The organism is Streptomyces sp. NPDC004111 (genome assembly GCF_042874215.1).
In the GTDB taxonomy this organism is placed as follows: Bacteria; Actinomycetota; Actinomycetes; order Streptomycetales; family Streptomycetaceae; genus Streptomyces.
Genome location: NZ_JBIAMU010000011.1, coordinates 301,945 through 322,041, shown reverse-complemented (window position 1 = coordinate 322,041; position 20,097 = coordinate 301,945). Strand labels below are relative to the sequence as shown.

Genomic DNA, 20,097 nt, shown 5'->3' with positions numbered 1-20,097 from the left:
CTGTGGTTGGCGCAGCACATGAACTTCGGGCCATGGCCTCAGGGGGAGGAACGATGGCGGACAGCTTCGGTCCGGTGCACGGCGGAAACTACGCCCGTAGCGCCGGCCGGGTGGCCGGCACGGACGTGGACACCGACACGGGCGGGTCCCGCGACGAGCCCATCAGGGTTCTCGTGGTCGACGACCACGCGCTCTTCCGCCGCGGCCTGGAGATCGTCCTGGCCCAGGAGGAGGACATCCAGGTCGTCGGCGAGGCCGGGGACGGGGCGGAGGCCGTGGACAAGGCGGCCGACCTGCTGCCGGACATCGTGCTGATGGACGTACGGATGCCGAAGCGGGGCGGGATCGAGGCGTGCACCGCCATCAAGGAGGTCGCCCCCAGCGCGAAGATCATCATGCTGACGATCAGCGACGAGGAGGCCGACCTCTACGACGCGATCAAGGCGGGCGCGACCGGATACCTGCTGAAGGAGATCTCGACGGACGAGGTGTCCACGGCGATCCGGGCGGTGGCCGACGGACAGTCGCAGATCAGCCCCTCCATGGCGTCCAAGCTGCTCACCGAGTTCAAGTCGATGATCCAGCGGTCCGACGAGCGCAGGCTGGTGCCCGCGCCCCGGCTCACCGACCGGGAGCTGGAAGTGCTCAAGCTGGTCGCCACCGGCATGAACAACCGGGACATCGCCAAGGAGTTGTTCATCTCGGAGAACACCGTGAAGAACCACGTGCGCAACATCCTGGAGAAGCTCCAACTGCACTCCCGGATGGAAGCCGTGGTCTACGCGATGCGGGAGAAGATCCTCGAAATCCGCTGAGCCGGTGGCGCCGGACTATCCGGCGAGCGCCTTCACCAGCGGTTTGTGCAGGTCGGCGGGGGTGCTGCGGTCCACCCGCACCTCCGTGCAGCCGACCCAGGACGCCGCCTCCCACAGCGCCTTCGCCATCGCGGGCACCGCCTTCGGCGACTCCAGCGACACCTGGCGGGCCACCAGCGTGCTGCCCTCGCGGGCCGGGTCCGCCCGGCCGAGCAGCCGGCCGCCCGACAGCAGCGGCATCGCGAAGTACCCGTGGACGCGCTTCGGCTTGGGGACGTAGGCCTCCAGGCGGTGGGTGAAGCCGAAGACGCGCTCGGTGCGCGGCCGGTCCCAGATCAGGGAGTCGAACGGCGAGAGCAGCGTCGTGCGGTGGCGTCCGCGCGGGGTCGTGGCAAGGGCCTCGGGATCGGCCCAGGCGGGCTTCCCCCAGCCCTCGACCTCGGCCGGAACCAGCCCGGAGTCCGCGATCACCTCGTCCACCTGGGCGTTTTTCAGCCGGTGATAGTCGGCGATGTCCTCACGCGTGCCCACCCCCAGGGAGCGGCCCGCGAGCGCCACCAGCCGGCGTACGCACTCGGTGTCGGAGAGGCTCTCGTGCTGGAGTTCGGCCGGGACGGCCCGCTCCGCCAGGTCGTACACCCGCTTCCAGCTGCGCCGGCCGGTGCAGACCACGTCGCCGTACATCAGGGCGCGCTCCACGGCGACCTTGGACTCCGACCAGTCCCACCACTCCCCGCCGTTCTTCGCGCCGCCCAACTCCGTTGCCGTCAGGGGGCCTTCGGCGCGCAGCTGCTTGATGACGCGCTCGTAGGCGCCGTCCGTCAGCTCGTGGTGCCACTGGGGGCGGGCGCGGTAGGCACGGCGGCGGAAGGCGAAGTGCGGCCACTCCTCGACCGGGAGGATGCACGCCGCGTGCGACCAGTACTCGAAGGCGTGCGCCTCCTCGCCGTCGGCGGCCCAGTAGGCGGACTCGACCGTCCTGCGGTCCACCGCGCCCAGGCGTGCGTACGGAATCAGCTCGTGCGAGCGGGCCAGTACGGAGATGGTGTCCAACTGCACGGCGCCCAGGCTCCGCAGTACCCCGCGCACCCCGGCGCGGCGGTCCGGCGCGCCCATGAATCCCTGGGCGCGCAGGGCGATGCGGCGTGCTTCGTCGGCGGAGAGTGCGACGGCGGGGGACGGCTGGAGGGTCATGACGAAAGACTAGAGGGCGGCACTGACATCCCCGCTCCGAGGCTCCCGGCCCCCGGGCGCCGCCGGGTGGCCGCCCGCGCCGGGGCCGTCGGCCGCGGGGTTCGGGGCCCGGACGTCCCTGGCCGGGAGGTAGGGGAACGGGGCGGGCAGGCCCACGTCCGAGGGGAGCAGCGAGCCCGTCCAGGTGTCGCGGGCGGTGCCCTGGTGGACGGTGCCCGCGCGCTCGACGCCCTCCATGGTGAAGCCGAGCCGCAGGGCGACGGCGCGCGAGGGACCGTTGCCGACCTCGGCCCGCCAGATCAGCCGGTGCACCGGCAGGGTGGTGAGCGTCCAGCGGATCACCTCCGTCGCGGCCTCGGTGACGTAACCGCGCCGCCGGTGCGCGGCGGCGGTCCAGTAACCGAGCTCCCAGACGCCCGGCGGGACGTGCACGCCCACGCCGACCGCGGCGAGCAGCGGACCGCCGCCACGCGCGCGTACCGCGAAATGGAAACCGGTGCCGTCGCGCAGACCGGCACCCGAGATCTGTTCGACGAAATGGACGGCGTCCTCGCGCGCATAGGGCGAGGGGATTGTCGTCCAGCGCAGAATGTCGGGGTCCTGGACGGTCCGGAACACCTCGTCGGTGTCGGCCGGGGCGAAAGGGCGCAGTTCCAGACGGTCGGTGGTCAGCACAAAGGGTTCCATGGCCGAATTGTCCTCGGGCCGGACACGGCGGGCGAACACATTTCGAGTGCCGCCCGGCACCTTCGGTGCGCGCCGTGCGTTCACCTTGTGCAGGACGGTGCGGCTTCGTGAGGACGGACCTCCCGTGGCGGCTGGGTCCTCGCTTACGATGGCCGTTGCGGTGGGGCCCGCCTGCCGTGCCCGCGCCAAAGTCAGTACCGACCAGAAGTCACACCGACCCAGTGCACAGGCCCGACCGGCAAGGAGACCAGCCTCAGTGTCCGTCTTCAACAAGCTCATGCGTGCAGGCGAAGGCAAGATCCTGCGCAAACTGCACCGCATCGCGGACCAGGTCAACTCCATCGAAGAGGACTTCGTCCCCCTCTCCGACGCCGAGTTGCGCGCCCTGACCGACGAGTACAAGCAGCGTCACGCCGACGGCGAGAGCCTCGACGACCTGATGCCCGAGGCCTTCGCGACCGTCCGCGAGGCGGCCAAGCGCGTCCTGGGCCAGCGTCACTACGACGTGCAGCTGATGGGTGGCGCCGCCCTGCACCTCGGGTACGTCGCGGAGATGAAGACCGGTGAGGGCAAGACCCTCGTCGGCACGCTCCCCGCCTACCTCAACGCGCTGTCCGGCAAGGGCGTGCACCTGATCACCACCAACGACTACCTCGCCGAGCGCGACTCCGAGCTGATGGGCCGGGTGCACAAGTTCCTCGGCCTGGAGGTCGGCTGCATCATCGCCAACATGTCGCCCGCCGAGCGCCGCGCGCAGTACGCCTGCGACATCACGTACGGCACGAACAACGAGTTCGGCTTCGACTACCTGCGCGACAACATGGCCTGGTCGCAGGACGAGCTCGTCCAGCGCGGGCACAACTTCGCGATCGTCGACGAGGTCGACTCGATCCTGGTCGACGAGGCCCGTACGCCGCTGATCATCTCGGGTCCGGCCGACCAGGCCACCAAGTGGTACGGCGACTTCGCCAAGCTGGTCACCCGCCTGAAGAAGGGCGAGCCCGGCAACCCGCTCAAGGGCATCGAGGAGACCGGCGACTACGAGGTCGACGAGAAGAAGCGCACCGTCGGCATCCACGAGCCCGGTGTCGCCAAGGTCGAGGACTGGCTGGGCATCGACAACCTCTACGAGTCGGTGAACACGCCGCTCGTGGGTTACCTGAACAACGCCATCAAGGCCAAGGAACTCTTCAAGAAGGACAAGGACTACGTCGTCATCGACGGCGAAGTCATGATCGTCGACGAGCACACCGGCCGTGTGCTGGCCGGGCGCCGCTACAACGAGGGCATGCACCAGGCGATCGAGGCGAAGGAAGGGGTGGACATCAAGGACGAGAACCAGACCCTCGCCACGATCACCCTGCAGAACTTCTTCCGCCTGTACGACGGCCTGTCCGGCATGACCGGTACGGCGATGACCGAGGCCGCGGAGTTCCACCAGATCTACAAGCTGGGCGTCGTGCCGATCCCGACCAACCGGGACATGGTCCGCATCGACCAGTCGGACCTGATCTACCGCACCGAGGTCGCCAAGTTCGCCGCGGTCGTCGACGACATCGCCGAGAAGCACGAGAAGGGCCAGCCGATCCTGGTCGGCACCACCTCGGTCGAGAAGTCCGAGTACCTCTCGCAGCAGCTCGCCAAGCGCGGTGTGCAGCACGAGGTGCTCAACGCCAAGCAGCACGACCGTGAGGCGCCGATCATCGCCCAGGCCGGCCGCAAGGGCGCCGTCACCGTCGCCACCAACATGGCCGGACGAGGCACCGACATCAAGCTCGGCGGCAACCCCGACGACCTCGCCGAGGCCGACCTGCGCCAGCAGGGCCTGGACCCGGAGGAGCACATCGCGGAGTGGGCGGCGGCGCTGCCGGCCGCCCTGGAGAAGGCCGAGCTCGCGGTCAAGGCCGAGCACGACGAGGTCAAGGCGCTCGGCGGGCTGTACGTGCTGGGCACCGAGCGGCACGAGTCGCGCCGCATCGACAACCAGCTGCGCGGCCGTTCCGGCCGTCAGGGCGACCCGGGCGAGTCCCGCTTCTACCTGTCGCTGGGCGACGACCTGATGCGCCTGTTCAAGGCGGCCATGGTCGAGCGCGTCATGGCGATGGCCAACGTTCCCGACGACGTACCGATCGAGAACAAGATGGTGACCCGTGCCATCGCCTCCGCGCAGTCGCAGGTCGAGCAGCAGAACTTCGAGACCCGCAAGAACGTCCTGAAGTACGACGAGGTACTCAACCGGCAGCGCGAGGTCATCTACGGCGAGCGCCGCCGCGTCCTGAAGGGCGAGGACCTGCACGAGCAGATCAAGCACTTCATGGACGACACGATCGACGCCTACATCCAGGCGGAGACCGTCGAGGGCTTCTCCGAGGAGTGGGACCTGGACCGCCTGTGGGGCGCGTTCAAGCAGCTCTACCCGGTGAAGATCACGATCGAGGACCTGGAGGACGCGGCCGGGGACCGGGCCGGCATCACCGCCGAGTTCATCTCCGAGTCCGTCAAGGACGACATCTACGCCCAGTACGAGGCCCGCGAGAAGCAGCTCGGCTCGGAGATCATGCGTGAGCTGGAGCGGCGCGTGGTGCTCTCGGTGCTGGACCGCAAGTGGCGCGAGCACCTCTACGAGATGGACTACCTCCAGGAGGGCATCGGCCTGCGCGCCATGGCGCAGAAGGACCCGCTGGTGGAGTACCAGCGCGAGGGCTTCGACATGTTCAACGCCATGATGGACGGCATCAAGGAGGAGTCCGTCGGCTACCTGTTCAACCTGGAGGTCCAGGTCGAGCAGCAGGTCGAGGAGGTCCCGGTGCAGGACTCGGGCCTGTCCATGACCAAGGAGGACGCGGTGCCCGCGGGCGCCGCCCGTCCGGAGATCCACGCCAAGGGCCTGGAGGCGCCGCAGCGGCCGGACCGGCTGCACTTCTCGGCGCCCACCGTGGACGGCGAGGGCGGTGTCGTCGAGGGCGACTTCGAGACCTCGGCCGACGGGCCGACCCGCTCCGAGTCGGACGGGCTGACCCGGGCCGAGCGGCGCAAGGCGCAGAAGACGGCGGGGCGCCGTCGCAAGAAGTAGGCGGCGACTGTATCCGGGGCCGGTGGCTCCGGGGCCGTCAGACGGTCCGGGCGCGCATCCCTGCGGGGGTGCGCGCCCGGGGCGTTTTCGGGGGTGGGCGGGGGTGCGGGGGTGTTCTGTCCCGGGCCCGGTGGGCCGGGTGGGGCCGGGTGGGGCCCGGTGGGTCCCGATGCGGCTCAGGGCCTGGCTGCGGTGCTGTTCGGGCGCCGGTTGCTTTCCCGTCGGGGCTCTGCGACGGTGCAGCCCGGCCCTCGCGCCGTTCTGACGCCCGCTACGGTGCAGCTCAGCCCGGCCCCCGGGCCGTTCAGACGCCCGCTCCGGTGCGGCCCGGGGCGATGCGTTCGCCGCCGAGGTCGACGGCGGTGCAGCGCCAGCGCCGGTCGGCGTGCTGTTCCAGGCGGAAGGCCATGGCGCGCAGCTGTGCGCCCGCGCCGATCATGGCGAAGGCCTCGATCACGTCGGGCCGCGGGCTGAAGCTGCCGCACTTGCGCACGACGGGACGCACGCCCCGGGTGCGGAACGGGGTCCGCGGAGCCAGCTCCACCAGCTGGTCGTACGCGTCCCCGATGACCTGGTGGAGCATGCTGATCACCGGCCGCTCGCCACTGAGCACGGCCAGCAGCCGCACGGCGAACTGGTGGTGCAGGGGCGCGGGGGCCCGCGGCGGGCGGCGGACGGCGGTGCCCGCGCCGGTGCCGAGGGCGCCCGGCGCGGCGCCGGTCCCCGTGGTGCGCGGGCCGACGGTTCCCGGGCGGCCCGCACCGGGCGTCCGGGGGTCGCGACGGGTGGTGCCGGGCCGGGTCTGCGTCCTGTACATGCTCATCGCCCCGCTCTGCCGGGCCCGTGATTTACCGGGCGGTAACTTTCTGTTGGGGATCTTGTACGGGGCGGGGGCGAGCGGCCGCAAGGGGCGCGCGGGGCGGCCGGGCGAGGGTCCCGGAATCACCTATCAGAGTGGCCCGGGGCCCGGCGGGGAGTACGGACGCGGGGGGCGCGCGGCGCGAAGTGGACGGGGGCGAAGGGGGGACCGCCACCCCGAAGGGGGACCCGGAACGTATCCTTGAGGCCCTGTCGGGAAGCGTTTTCGGCCCGGAAAGCCCATGTCCAGGGCCCGGCGCCGCCACTCCACACCCCGTGCCCGACACCCGACGAGGAAAGCGACGGCCATGCGCGTCTACGTACCCCTGACCCTTCCCGGTCTCGCAGCGGCGTACAAGGCCGGCGAGCTGGCCCCCGGCCCCCTGGTCGCGTACGCCGTGACGCCCGGCCTGCGCGAGTGGTACGTCTCGGACGACCTGGAGGAGCTGGAGTACGCGGCCCTGGGCCGGGCGGCGGCCGCCTCGCTGCGGCTGGTCGCGGGCGATCCCTCCGCCGAGCGGCGCCGGGTGGTGCTCGCGGCAGACGTGGCCGACGGCGCGGTGACCGCGGACCCGGACGGCCGGGGGATGGACGCCGGGGCGATCGGCGAGGTGCGCGTCGAGGGCTCCGTACCGCTGAAGCGGGCGGCGGCGGTGCACGCGGACGCGGACGACGCCCGTGCGGACGTGACGGCCGCGGCGGCGGCGCTGGGAGCGGCGGACCTCGGGGACGACGACGCGCAGTTCACGGTGGACGGTGCGGAGGACCACGAGCTGCTGTGGTTCGGGGTGCAGGAGATCCCCGGGCTGATCGGCTGACCCGCGCCCCGTACCCCGCGCCTCGTACCCCGAGCCCCGGGCCCGGACCGGGGCGGTCGGCCCCTCCCGGCGGAGCCCGGGGCACCGGTGGCCGGTACCGCCCGGCCTGCGGCGTTGTCAGACCCCGTGGGTACCGTTCTTGCATGAGGACGCACCTGGTCTGGGACTGGAACGGCACCCTGCTCGACGACATCAACGCGGTCATCGGGGCGAGCAACGCCGCCTTCGCGGAGATCGGCCTGCCCCCGATCACGCTGGAGAAGTACCGCGAGCTGTACTGCATACCGATCCCGCGCTTCTACGAGCGCCTGATGGGCCGTGCTCCCACGGACGCGGAATGGCTCGTCATGGACAACGCCTTCCACCGGCACTACGTCGAGCTGCGCGCCGCCTGCGGCCTGACCGACGGCGTCGAGGAACTGCTCACCGGCTGGGGTGCGGCCGGCCGCAGCCAGTCCCTCCTCAGCATGTACGGACACGACGAACTGGTTCCGGTGGTGCGGGAGTACGGCATCGAGCGCCACTTCGTGCGGGTCGACGGCCGGACCGGTCCCTCCGGCGGTACCAAGGCCGCGCACATGGTCCGCCACCTCGCCGCCCTCGACGGTGTCGATCCCGCCCGGACCGTGGTCATCGGCGACGCCGTCGACGACGCGCTCGCGGCGGCGCACGTCGGGGCGGGCGCGATCCTCTACACCGGCGGCTCGCACAGCAGGACGGCCCTGGAGGCCGCCGGGGTGCCGGTGGTCGACTCGCTGGCGGACGCGGTGCGGCTCGCGGAGGAGATGTCCGGCTGACGGCTGACGGCTGACGGCTGACGGCTGACGGCTGACGGCTGACGGCTGACGGCTGACGGCTGACGGCTGACGGCTGACGGCTGACGGAGGGCGCGGGCCCGAGCGGCCGACGGACGGGGTGGGTGCCGGCCGGAGTGCGCCGAGCGGACGGGGCCTGCCCGAGCGCGTCGAGGGTGGGTGGCGACCGGGCGGATGTTCCCCGGCGCCCCTGACGGGTGGCCCCGCCCACTTGGCTCACCGTGCGTGCGCGTTCGCTTACCCTGGGGCGGATGCGGACGCGGCACGGACCAGGCGGGGGCGTCATGGAACTCGGTTTCAGCCCTACCTCGCCCTGTGCGAGGACGCCGCGAACCTCCGCAGGGCCCTGGAGTTCTCGCTGGGGGACGCCACCGGACCCGGGAGCGGCCCGGATCCGGACGCGGACGCGGAGACCGCGGCGCACGACGCCCTGTGCGGGCTGCGCATGGTCGGGGCGCTCGGACAGTTCTGGGTGACTTCCGGCCTTCTCGCGGAGGGCAGGTACTGGACCGCGCGGGCCCTGGACCGCAACCCCGCACCCAGCGCCGAGCGGGTCCGCGGCCTCCAGCAGGCCGGCATGCTCGCCAGCTGGCAGGGCGCGTACGACCGGGCCCTGGAGCACTTCCGCGAGGCGCTGCCGACGGCCAGGTCGGTCGGCGACGGCCGGGGCACGCCCGCCGCCGAGATCGGCATCGGCTGCGCGCTCGGCACGGCGGAGTACGCGAAGGCGTTCGCGCGCGGGGCCCGGCTCAGTGTCGAGGAGGCGGTGCGGTACGCGCTCGGCGACGCGGAGTACCCGCGGGGGCCCGCGGCGGCCCGGTACCGCGGGTTCCGGGCCGACCAGCAGGCGCAGCACGCCCTCACGCGCCGGGAGCGGGAGGTCGCGCTGCTCGTCGTCGAGGGGCTGTCCAACCGGGAGATCGCCGAGCGTCTGGTGATCTCCAAGCGCACCGCGGACGCCCACGTCGAGCACATCCTGGCGAAGCTCGGCGCCGCGTCCCGGACGGAGGTGGCCGCCGTGCTCGGGTGAGGGGCGCCCCGGCGGGAGGCGCGACTGCCGCGCCCGGCGACGGCCGCCCCGTACGACGGTCACCTCGGGCAACCCGGCAGGCTACGGACGGCCAGGTCCGCAGGCAGGCGCCCCGGCAGCCCCTGTCCGGTTACGTCACCGGTGCCTTCGCCCGCAGCACGGTCAGGAACTCGCGCATCCATCGCGAGTGGTCCGGCCAGGCGCGGGCCGACACCAGGGTGCCGTCGACGACCGCCTCCGCGTCCTGGAAGGTGGCGCCCGCGTGCTGCATGTCCAGCTCCAGCGCCGGGTACGCGGTGACCCGGCGCCCGCTCAGCGCGCCGATCGCCGCCGTGAGCAGCGGCCCGTGGCAGATCTGCGCCACCGGCCGGTCCGTGTCGAAGAACGCCTTGAGGATCTTGCGCAGCTCCGGGTCGTTGCGCAGGTACTCCGGGGCCCGCCCGCCGGGGACCACCAGCGCGACGTAGTTGCCGGGGTCCACCTCCGAGAAGGCGAGGTCGGCGGGCCAGGTGTATCCGGGCTTCTCGGTGTAGGTGTCGTAACCGGTCTCGAAGTCGTGCACGACGAAGCGCAACTGCTTGCGGGACGGCGCCGCGATGTGGACGTCGTACCCCTCTTCGCGCAGTCGCTGGTACGGGTAGAGCACTTCGAGGGACTCGGCAGCGTCGCCCGTCACGATCAGGATCTTCGCTGACATTGCTGCTCCCCGGGGGAGTGGACGGTGGTCCGGTCAACGTGCCCCCGGGCACGTGATTTGCCAAGAGGGCGTGCGGCAACCGGCGGGGCCCCTTGGGCGGAGGCCGTGGCGGGCCCGGTGTCGCAGCAGCCTCACAGGTCGCACTGGACAAACCGTCGAACTTCTCCGCGCTTTGTCCAACGACCCGCGAATAACGCCTCCCGGGCCAGGGGGGATAGCCTGGTGCCGTGATCAGCGCGATACGCCTCGGGGGCGGTGCAGCCCCCGGCCTTCGCCCGGCGCACTACCGTGCCCGGGCCCACGCTGGTTTTCCGAACCCGGACCTGCCGCCGAACATGGCCAATAAAGTCACGGGCATCCCGCATCGCGGCATAACGTCGACCTCGACCGGAAACACCGCGTCGTGGCGTTGTGTCACTTTCTTCACCACCTACGTCACGCAACGGCGCGCGACAGGAGCCAGAGGACATGCAGACCAAGCTGGACGAAGCCAAGGCCGAGCTGCTCGCACGGGCCGCCCGGGTAGCTGAGAACAGCCCGGCGGGGGGACAACTTCCGACTGGGTCCGACAGCGGAGGGGCACCGGACCCGGACGCCCTACTCGCGTACCTCCAGCGCTACTACCTGCACACCGCCCCGGAAGACCTCGGCGACCGCGACCCGGTCGACGTCTACGGTGCGGCGCTTTCGCACTACCGGCTCGCGGCGAACCGCCCGCAGGGAACGGCGAACGTACGGGTGCACACCCCGACGGTCGAGGAGAACGGCTGGACGTGCAGCCACTCCGTCGTCGAGGTCGTCACCGACGACATGCCCTTCCTCGTGGACTCGGTCACCAACGAGCTGTCCCGGCAGGGCCGTGGCATCCACGTGGTGATCCACCCGCAGGTGCTGGTGCGCCGTGATGTGACCGGCAAGCTCATCGAGGTGCTCTCCAAGCAGATCACCGGTGAGCTGCCCCACGACGCGATCGTGGAGTCGTGGATCCACGTCGAGATGGACCGCGAGACCGACCGCGCCGACCTCAAGCAGATCACCGCCGACCTGCTGCGCGTCCTGTCCGACGTCCGCGAGGCCGTCGAGGACTGGGAGAAGATGCGCGACAGCGCGCTGCGCATCGCCGACGAGCTGCCCGGCGAGCCCAGGGCCGCCGACCTCGCCGAGCAGGAGGTGGACGAGGCCCGCGAGCTGCTCCAGTGGCTGGCCGCCGACCACTTCACCTTCCTCGGCTACCGCGAGTACGAGCTGACCGGCGACGACTCCCTGGCGGCCGTCCCCGGCACCGGTCTCGGTGTCCTGCGCTCCGACCCGCAGCACCACGAGGACGACGAGACGCACCCCGTCTCGCCCTCGTTCAGCAGGCTGCCCGCCGACGCCCGCGCAAAGGCGCGCGAGCACAAGCTCCTGGTCCTGACGAAGGCCAACAGCCGCGCCACCGTGCACCGCCCCTCCTACCTCGACTACGTCGGCGTGAAGAAGTTCGACGCCGACGGCAACGTGGTGGGCGAGCGCCGCTTCCTCGGCCTGTTCTCCTCCGCCGCGTACACCGAGTCCGTGCGCCGCGTCCCGGTCATCCGCCGCAAGGTCGCCGAGGTCCTCCAGGGCGCCGGCTTCACCCCCAACAGCCACGACGGCCGCGACCTCCTGCAGATCCTGGAGACGTACCCGCGCGACGAGCTGTTCCAGACGCCGGTCGACCAGCTGCGCTCGGTCGTCACCTCCGTCCTGTACCTCCAGGAGCGCCGCCGGCTGCGGCTGTACCTGCGCCAGGACGAGTACGGCCGCTACTACTCGGCGATCGTCTACCTGCCCCGAGACCGCTACACCACGGCCGTCCGGCTGCGCCTGATCGACATCCTCAAGGAGGAGCTCGGCGGCACCAGCGTCGACTTCACCGCGTGGAACACCGAGTCGATCCTCTCCCGGCTGCACTTCGTGGTCCGGGTCGAGCCCGGCACCGTACTGACCGCCCTCACCGAGGGCGACGTCGAGCGCATCGAGGCGCGCCTGGCCGAGGCCGCCCGCTCCTGGGCCGACGGCTTCGGCGAGGCTCTCAACGCCGAACTCGGCGAGGAGCGCGCCGCCGAACTCCAGCGCCGCTACGCGCACGCCTTCCCCGAGGGCTACAAGGCCGACCACTCGCCGCGCTCCGCCGTGGCCGACCTGGTCCACCTGGAGCAGCTCGGCAAGGGCGGCAAGGAGTTCGCGCTCAGCCTGTACGAGCCGGTCGGCGCGGGCCCCGGCGAGCGCCGCTTCAAGATCTACCGGACCGGCGAGCAGGTCTCGCTGTCCGCGGTGCTGCCGGTCCTCCAGCGGCTCGGCGTGGAGGTCGTCGACGAGCGGCCCTACGAGCTGCGCTGCGCCGACCGCACGCACGCCTGGATCTACGACTTCGGCCTGCGCATGCCGCAGGGCGCCGGCGGCAACGGCTCCGACTACCTCGGTGACGACGCCCGCGAGCGCTTCCAGGACGCCTTCGCCGCGGTCTGGACGGGCGCCGCCGAGAACGACGGCTTCAACTCCCTGGTGCTCGGCGCCGGACTCACCTGGCGGCAGGCCGTCGTCCTGCGCGCGTACGCCAAGTACCTGCGCCAGGCCGGCGCGATGTTCAGCCAGGACTACATGGAGGAGACCCTCCGCACCAACGTCCACACCACCCGGCTGCTGGTCTCGCTGTTCGAGGCGCGCATGTCGCCCGAGCGGCAGAAGGCCGGCACCGAACTCATCGACGGGCTGCTCGAAGAGCTCGACGGGGCGCTCGACCAGGTCGCCTCGCTCGACGAGGACCGCATCCTGCGTTCCTTCCTCACCGTCATCAAGGCCACGCTGCGGACCAACTTCTTCCAGAAGGCCGGGAGCGGCGAGCCGCACACCTACGTGTCGATGAAGTTCGACCCGCAGGCGATCCCGGACCTGCCCGCACCGCGCCCGGCGTTCGAGATCTGGGTGTACTCGCCCCGGGTCGAGGGCGTGCACCTGCGCTTCGGCAAGGTCGCGCGCGGCGGTCTGCGCTGGTCGGACCGGCGCGAGGACTTCCGCACCGAGGTGCTCGGCCTGGTCAAGGCGCAGATGGTGAAGAACACCGTCATCGTGCCGGTGGGCGCCAAGGGCGGCTTCGTCGCGAAGAACCTCCCCGACCCGTCGGTGGACCGCGACGCGTGGCTGGCCGAGGGCATCGCCTCGTACCGCACCTTCATCTCGGCGCTGCTCGACATCACCGACAACATGGTGGCGGGCGAGGTCGTGCCGCCCAAGGACGTCGTACGGCACGACGAGGACGACACGTACCTCGTGGTCGCCGCCGACAAGGGCACCGCGACCTTCTCCGACATCGCCAACGAGATCGCCGTCGCCTACGGCTTCTGGCTCGGCGACGCCTTCGCGTCCGGCGGCTCCGTCGGGTACGACCACAAGGGCATGGGCATCACCGCCCGCGGCGCCTGGGAGTCCGTGAAGCGGCACTTCCGGGAGCTCGGCCACGACACCCAGACCGAGGACTTCACGGTCGTCGGCGTCGGCGACATGTCCGGTGACGTCTTCGGCAACGGCATGCTGCTCTCCGAGCACATCCGGCTGGTCGCCGCCTTCGACCACCGGCACATCTTCATCGACCCGAACCCGGACGCGGCCCTCTCCTACGCCGAGCGCCGCCGCCTCTTCGAGCTGCCGCGCAGCTCGTGGGCCGACTACAACAAGGACCTGCTGTCCAGCGGTGGCGGCATCCACCCGCGCAGCGCCAAGTCCATCCCGGTGAACGCCGCGATGCGCGAGGCGCTCGGGCTGGCGGCCGGTGTCTCCAAGATGACGCCCGCCGACCTGATGCAGGCCATCCTCAAGTCGCCCGTCGACCTGCTGTGGAACGGCGGCATCGGCACCTACGTGAAGTCGACCGCCGAGACCAACGCGGACGTCGGCGACAAGGCCAACGACGCGATCCGTGTCAACGGCGAGGACCTGCGGGTCAAGGTCGTCGGCGAGGGCGGCAACCTGGGCGCCACCCAGCTCGGCCGCATCGAGTTCGCCCGCACGGGCGGCCGGATCAACACCGACGCCATCGACAACAGCGCCGGTGTGGACACCTCCGACCACGAGGTGAACATCAAGATCCTGCTCAACGCCCTGGTGTCCGACGGGGACATGACCGTCAAGCAGCGCAACAAGCTGCTGGCGGAGATGACCGACGAGGTCGGCACGCTGGTGCTGCGCAACAACTACGCGCAGAACACCGCCCTGGCCAACGCGGTCGCCCAGTCGTCCTCGCTGCTCCACGCGCACCAGCGCTTCATGCGCAGGCTCGGCCGTGACGGGCACCTGGACAGGGCGCTGGAGTTCCTGCCCAACGATCGTCAGATCAGGGAATTGTTGAACAATTCCAAGGGACTTTCGCAGCCCGAGCTGGCCGTCCTCCTGGCCTACACGAAGATCACCGTCGCCGACGAGCTGATCTCCACCGGCCTCCCCGACGACCCGCACCTGCGGACGCTGCTGCACGACTACTTCCCGCAGGCCCTGCGGGAGAAGTTCGGCGAGCAGATCGACGCACACGCGCTGCGCCGCGAGATCGTCACGACCGTGCTGGTCAACGACACCGTGAACACCGGCGGCTCGACCTTCCTGCACCGGCTGCGCGAGGAGACCGGGGCGTCCATCGAGGAAGTCGTACGGGCCCAGTTCGCGGCCCGCGCGATCTTCGGCCTCAGCGAGGTCTGGGACGCGGTCGAGGCTCTCGACAACAAGGTCGCCGCGGACGTCCAGACCCGCATCCGGCTGCACTCGCGCCGGCTGGTCGAGCGCGGCACCCGCTGGCTGCTCGGCAACCGTCCGCAGCCGCTGGAGATCGGCGAGACCGTCGAGTTCTTCAGCGCGGGCGTGGCGACGGTCTGGCAGGACCTGCCGAGGCTGCTGCGCGGCGCCGACCTGGAGTGGTACCAGGGCATCCTGGACGAGCTGGGCGCGGCGGGCGTCCCCGAGGACCTGGCACTGCGGGTGGCGGGCTTCTCGTCGGCCTTCCCGATCCTCGACGTGGTCGCCATCGCGGACCGCATCGACAAGGAGCCGATGGACGTCGCCGAGGTGTACTACGACCTCGGTGACCGGCTCGGCATCACGCAGCTGATGGACCGCATCATCGACCTGCCGCGCGCCGACCGCTGGCAGTCCATGGCGCGTGCCTCGATCCGCGAGGACCTGTACGCCGCCCACGCCGGTCTGACCCAGGACGTGCTGTCCGCCGGGAACGGCAGCTCCACCCCGGAGCAGCGCTACAAGGCGTGGGAGGAGAAGAACGCGGCTCTCCTCGGCCGTGCCCGCACCACCCTGGAGGAGATCCAGGGCTCGGACGACTTCGACCTGGCGAACCTGTCGGTCGCGATGCGGACGATGCGCACCCTGCTGCGCAACCGGGTCTGACACCCGGACCCCGAAGGGGCGCCCGCCGCACGTGCGGCGGGCGCCCCTTCGCGCTGCCGGGACCCCGGGGCCCCGCGCTACTGGCTGATCTTCCAGAGGGTCAGGTCGCCGACCACGCTCGGCACGTCGGAGGCGCTGCTGGCGGCGGTGATCTGGGTGATCTCGTACATGGCGAGGTTGCCGTCCCCGGTGACCATGCACAGCCGGGTGCCCTTGGGGATCGAGCCGCGCTCGCCGAACGCGCGCGGGCCCACCGAGTCGGGCAGCGCGTTCGTCTCCGCCCCGGTGCGGCACTCCTGCGGGGTGATCCCCGCGCTCTTGCCCATGGTGGCCCCGAAGTCCCAGTCCGAGTCGCTGACCGTCAGGTCCCGCACGTCGGACGTCATGTCGCCCTCCACGACGGTCTTGGGCAGGTCGAAGTCCACATAGGTGCTGGACAGCGAGTTCGGCGTGCGCAGCGTCAGCGGCTTGTTCTTGAAGATCTCGGTGTACGTGGCCGTCTCCGGCGGCGCCGGGGTGGGCGTGCCGTTGGGGTCGGCGGTGGGCTCTTGCGCGGCGGGCGTGGTGGGGTCCTGCACGGGGGTCGGCGCGCTGGTGCCGGGCGAGCCGGACGGCTTGGCGTTCGCGGCGTTCGCCGTGTTCGACCTGTCGTCCTTGTCCTTCCCGCCGAGGAAGTACACGGCGGCGCCCGCGCCCGCCCCGACCGCGACCACCAAGGCGGCGGCGAGCACGATCTTCTTCGCCTTCCCCGGCTTCTTCCCGGCCGGCGGGGCGGGGTGCGGGGTGCCGGGCAGGCCGCCGGGCGCCGTCGGCTGGTGCGTGCCCGGCGCGAAGGTCGCGGGTCCCTGCGGAGGGTGGGCGCCCTGCGGCCCCTGGGTGTTCTGGTACGTCGGCGGGTGCCCCACCGCCCCGAACCCGGCGGTCTGGCCGGTCTGCGGCGGCAGCTGCGTCCCCGGCACCTGGGTCCCCGGCACCTGCGTTCCCGGCGCCTGGGTGTGCGTCGGCGCGGCGTACGGCGGCTGCGTCGGCGGCTGGGTGGGCGGTCCCTGGTGGGCCTGCGGGGGCTGCTGCGGGAGCGGCGGCTGCGCGGTCGCCTGCGCGGCCTGGGCCGCCTGTGCGGCCTGTGCCGTCTGCGCCTGCTTCGCCGCGTACTGGGCCGTCTGCTCCCTGCGGACGATCTCCTCGGCGACCGGCTCGGGCAGCCAGCCGGTGAACTCGCGCAGGGAACGGCCCGCCGACTGCTCGCACAGCGCCATCAGTTCGCCCGGCGTGACGCGGTCCGCCGCGTCCGCCGTCAGACACCGCTCCAGCAGCGGACGCAGCGTGTCCGGGTAGCCGCTCAGGTCCGGCGGCCGGTGGCTGGTGTTGGCGATCTGCGCGGCGACCGTGATGGCCCCGCCGTCGCCGAAGGGGTGCCGTCCGGTGGCGGCGACCGCGGCGATGAGCCCGAGCGAGAAGATGTCGCTGGCCGGGCCGACCTGCTCGCCCAGCGCGTGTTCCGGCGACATGTACTGCGGGGTGCCGATGAGGCCGCCGCTGGCGGTCAACTGGGTGGCGTCGGCGGCCCGCGCGATGCCGAAGTCGATGACGAACGGGCCGCCCGAACCGATAAGGATGTTCGACGGCTTGAGGTCGCGGTGCACGACGCCCGCGGCATGGATCGAGGACAGCGCGAGCGCCGTGCAGCCGACCAGCTGGAACACCGCGGTCTCGGGCAGCGGACCGAAGTGCCCGAGTACCTCGTGCAGGGCGAGGCCGGGGACGAAACTGCTGGCCAGCCAGGGCTGCGTACCGCTCGTGTCGTGGTCGACCACGGGCACGATGTGGTAGCCCTGCACCCGGCGGGCGGCCTGTACCTCCTGTTCGAAACGGCGCCGGAAGTCAGGGTTCTGGCCGTACTCGCGGCGGATGACCTTGAGGGCGACGGGCTGGTTGCCGCGGGTGTGCGAGAGGTAGACGGTGCCCATGCCGCCCTCGCCGATGCGGGCGAGGAGGTGGTATCCGGCGGTCTCGCGCGGGTCCTCGGGCCCGAGCGGACTGAGGATGTCGCCGACGGAGTTGCTGATGGGGAGCCTCCCGGGTCGAAAGGGTGGGGACGTGAGCGGTGGTGCCGCGCTCGGGGTACGCGCGCGTGGAGCGAGTTCGGGGGCCCGGCCGTAGGACGGCTCAGGGCGTACGGCGGACCCGGCGCGACCACTCGCCGGCCTTGGGGTCCCGCACGGTCATCGGCGCCGTCGGCGGCAGCGCGGGCAGCGGGGGCGCCGTCCGGGGCGCGGTCACGGTGGGGGCGTTCGCGAGGGCGGTCCGGCGGTCCGGGGACACCGCCGCCTCCCGGGCCCGTACGTCGGCGGCCACGGGCGCGGGCAGCCACCCCGTGAAGTCCCGTACGTCGCGCCCGGCGGCGGAGCGGCAGCGCTCGGCCAGCTCCGCGGCGGACGGGCGGTCCTCGGCCGCGGCGGACAGGCACCGGCGCACGACGTCGCGCAGCGGCTCCGGGCAGGCGGTGAGGTCCGGCGGCTCGCGGTCGGTGCCGGCGATCCGGGCCGCGACGGCCAGGCCGTTGCCGCGCCCGTAGGGGTGCTTCCCGGTGGCGGCCAGCGCGCCGATCAGACCGAGCGCGAACACGTCGGCGGCGGGGGTGAGCGGGCGGCCGAGGGCGTGTTCCGGCGACATGTACTTCGGGGTGCCGACCAGGCGCCCCACCGTGGTGAGGGTGGTCGCGCCCGCGGCCCGCGCGATGCCGAAGTCGAGCATCCAGGGCCCGTCCGAGGCCAGCAGCAGATTGCCCGGCTTCACGTCGCGGTGGATGACCCCCGCGGTGTGGATCGCGTCCAGGGCGCGGGCGGCGCAGCACAGCAGTTGCAGGACGGTCGTGACCGGCAGCGGCCCGTGGGCTTCGAGGGCGTCGTCCAGCGGGACGCCGGGGACGAAGCGGGTGGCCAGCCAGGGCGGCGTACCGCCCTCGCCCGCACCGACGTCGCCGCTGTCGTGGTCGACGACCGGCACGATGTGGTAGCCGTGCACCTGCCGGGAGACCGCCACCTCGCGCGCGAAGCGCCGGCGGAACTGGACGCTGTCGGCGTACTCGCGGCGGATCAGCTTGAGGGCCACCGGCTGGTTGCCGCGGGTGCGGGTCAGATAGACGGTGCCCATGCCGCCCTCGCCGATGCGTGCCTCCAGGGCGTATCCGGCGATCTCGCGCGGGTCGTCCGCGCGCAGTGGCGCCAGTGCCGTGCCGTCGGCCGCCCGTGCCGCGCTGCCGCTCTCCCCGTTCATGCCCAATTCCCCCTGCTGCCCCCGTGGTCGGCGCGTGGGGAGCCTACCGCGTGACGGACGGGGTTACCGAGGAGGCCCGAAGTCGGCGGCAGGACAACACCGCAGCGGCCAGCAGGAGTCCGTTGCGGACCAGCATGAGCAGGCAGCCGTACGGAGTACCGGCGGTCACTTGTCCGTATGCGAGCGGATAGGCGAGGGTGCTGACGGCCGCCGCGGCCAACACCATGACGATCACCGGGCGTTGGCAGGTCGCGCGTACGCTGGCGCACACGGCGGCCAGGCCGATCAGCCAGATCATGTACTGCGGGCTGATGACGCGGCTGGTGACGACGAAGAGCAGCACGGCGCACAGTGCCGCGTCGCACACCGTCGCCGTGTTCCAACTGCGCGCCCTGACCCGCCAGATCAGCAGCCAGCAGAACGCGGCGGCCGTCAGCAGCAGCGAGGCGTGGGCGACGGAGGAGACGTAGGGCCCCACGAACTCCATGGCTCCGTAGCGGTATTCGACCCGGTAGGCGTCGCTGCTCGGGAGTTCCGCGAGCCGCGCCAGTGACAGCAGCGTCCCGCCCAGGGACTCGATCTGCACCCCCCGGTTGCCCTGCTGGCGCAGGAAGTCGAAGGTGTGCGAGAAGGCCAGCGCCAGCACGCCCAGCAGGACGGCAGCGGTGGCGACGGCGGACCCCCAGGCGGCCCGGGTGGTACGTCCCCGGGGCGTGCCGAGCAGGGCCAGCGCCGGCCACACCTTCACCAGGGCACCGGCCGCGGCGAGCGCGCCGCCCCGTACCGCCGCGCGCGGGTGGTGGCGTGCGGCGAGCAGAGACAGCAGCGACAGCACGGCGAGGGCCGTGACCTGGACGTCGTAACGCACCAGCGGGACGTGCAGCAGCAGGGGCAGCCCACCGATCCACACCCACGCGCCCGCGCGCGTACGCGTGGTGCTGGTGCTGGTGCTGGTGCTGGTGCTGGTGTCGGTGTTCGTGCCGCACGCTTCGGTGCCGCGGGCGGCGCGGGCCAGGGCCCAGGTGACACCGGCGTCGACCAGGAGGGTCAGGGCGACGAACGCCTGGAAGTAGCTGAGGCCGGGCAGCAGCGCGGGGGAGAGGATCACCAGGGCGGCGCCGGGCGGGTACTGCCACATGACGTCGCCGAGCGGGAAGGCACCGGTGACCAGCTGCTCGTACCAGGTGAAGTAAATCCGGTGGACCTCCCCGTTGATCTCCTCCCCGACCGTTCCGAAAACTCCGGCGACCAGCGCGACCTGGAGGAGCCGGCTGGCGCACCAGGCGGCGGCGAGGTGGACCGGGGGACGCCGGAGGAACGGGCGGCGGGGGGCCACGGGGGCGGTACCTGCGGCCGGGGAGCGGGGGGCGAGCTGCGGGGGCGTCATCGCCCGGATACTAAGGTGTCGCCCCCGCTTTTCCGGGT

The 20,097-nt window shown here is 71.9% G+C and carries 13 protein-coding genes; 6 read left to right on the top strand and 7 right to left on the bottom strand.

The genetic code is table 11. From position 1 onward, the window contains the following. The first annotated feature begins 53 nt into the window (after nt 1-53). Complete coding sequence (locus ACFYVL_RS23020; RefSeq protein WP_389247644.1) at nt 54-815, top strand: response regulator; 762 nt, start codon at nt 54-56, stop codon at nt 813-815. Between the two features lie 15 nt (nt 816-830). Here the strand turns inward: ACFYVL_RS23020 and ACFYVL_RS23015 are convergent, their stop codons facing one another. Then, nucleotides 831-2,009: a winged helix-turn-helix domain-containing protein gene (locus tag ACFYVL_RS23015; RefSeq protein WP_389247642.1), complete on the bottom strand. Its 1,179-nt coding sequence runs from the start codon at nt 2,007-2,009 to the stop codon at nt 831-833. 9 nt (nt 2,010-2,018) lie between these two features. After that, complete coding sequence (locus tag ACFYVL_RS23010; protein WP_389247640.1) at nt 2,019-2,696, bottom strand: GNAT family N-acetyltransferase; 678 nt, start codon at nt 2,694-2,696, stop codon at nt 2,019-2,021. 256 nt (nt 2,697-2,952) lie between these two features. On the opposite strand from ACFYVL_RS23010, the gene secA reads away from it, so the two are divergent. Next, complete coding sequence (gene secA, locus ACFYVL_RS23005; protein ID WP_389247638.1) at nt 2,953-5,769, top strand: preprotein translocase subunit SecA; 2,817 nt, start codon at nt 2,953-2,955, stop codon at nt 5,767-5,769. Nucleotides 5,770-6,073: 304 nt separating this feature from the next. Here the strand turns inward: secA and ACFYVL_RS23000 are convergent, their stop codons facing one another. Beyond that, nucleotides 6,074-6,592: an Rv3235 family protein gene (locus ACFYVL_RS23000; RefSeq protein ID WP_389247636.1), complete on the bottom strand. Its 519-nt coding sequence runs from the start codon at nt 6,590-6,592 to the stop codon at nt 6,074-6,076. Between the two features lie 343 nt (nt 6,593-6,935). On the opposite strand from ACFYVL_RS23000, the gene ACFYVL_RS22995 reads away from it, so the two are divergent. From ACFYVL_RS22995 to ACFYVL_RS22985, 3 genes are all read left to right on the top strand, one after another. After that, nucleotides 6,936-7,445 (top strand): DUF6912 family protein, encoded by a 510-nt coding sequence (locus ACFYVL_RS22995; RefSeq protein WP_389247634.1) that lies wholly within the window; start codon nt 6,936-6,938, stop codon nt 7,443-7,445. Between the two features lie 143 nt (nt 7,446-7,588). Then, nucleotides 7,589-8,242 (top strand): HAD family hydrolase, encoded by a 654-nt coding sequence (locus tag ACFYVL_RS22990; protein ID WP_389247632.1) that lies wholly within the window; start codon nt 7,589-7,591, stop codon nt 8,240-8,242. A gap of 229 nt (nt 8,243-8,471) precedes the next feature. After that, a complete protein-coding gene (locus tag ACFYVL_RS22985) occupies nt 8,472-9,290 on the top strand; it encodes a LuxR C-terminal-related transcriptional regulator (protein WP_389247630.1) in 819 nt (272 codons plus the stop codon). Between the two features lie 130 nt (nt 9,291-9,420). On the opposite strand, the gene ACFYVL_RS22980 is transcribed toward ACFYVL_RS22985, so the two are convergent. Then, nucleotides 9,421-9,987: a DJ-1/PfpI family protein gene (locus tag ACFYVL_RS22980; protein ID WP_389247628.1), complete on the bottom strand. Its 567-nt coding sequence runs from the start codon at nt 9,985-9,987 to the stop codon at nt 9,421-9,423. A gap of 468 nt (nt 9,988-10,455) precedes the next feature. On the opposite strand from ACFYVL_RS22980, the gene ACFYVL_RS22975 reads away from it, so the two are divergent. Beyond that, nucleotides 10,456-15,396 (top strand): NAD-glutamate dehydrogenase, encoded by a 4,941-nt coding sequence (locus tag ACFYVL_RS22975; protein WP_389247626.1) that lies wholly within the window; start codon nt 10,456-10,458, stop codon nt 15,394-15,396. Between the two features lie 77 nt (nt 15,397-15,473). On the opposite strand, the gene ACFYVL_RS22970 is transcribed toward ACFYVL_RS22975, so the two are convergent. The 3 genes from ACFYVL_RS22970 to ACFYVL_RS22960 form a co-directional block, all read right to left on the bottom strand. Next, on the bottom strand, nt 15,474-17,441 hold the full coding sequence (locus tag ACFYVL_RS22970) for a serine/threonine-protein kinase (protein ID WP_389247702.1): 1,968 nt from the start codon (nt 17,439-17,441) through the stop codon (nt 15,474-15,476). 121 nt (nt 17,442-17,562) lie between these two features. After that, nucleotides 17,563-18,672, bottom strand: coding sequence for a serine/threonine-protein kinase (locus tag ACFYVL_RS22965; protein ID WP_389247624.1), 1,110 nt, complete (start codon nt 18,670-18,672; stop codon nt 17,563-17,565). Between the two features lie 43 nt (nt 18,673-18,715). Continuing rightward, a complete protein-coding gene (locus ACFYVL_RS22960) occupies nt 18,716-20,059 on the bottom strand; it encodes a glycosyltransferase 87 family protein (RefSeq protein ID WP_389247622.1) in 1,344 nt (447 codons plus the stop codon). Nucleotides 20,060-20,097: the final 38 nt, after the last annotated feature.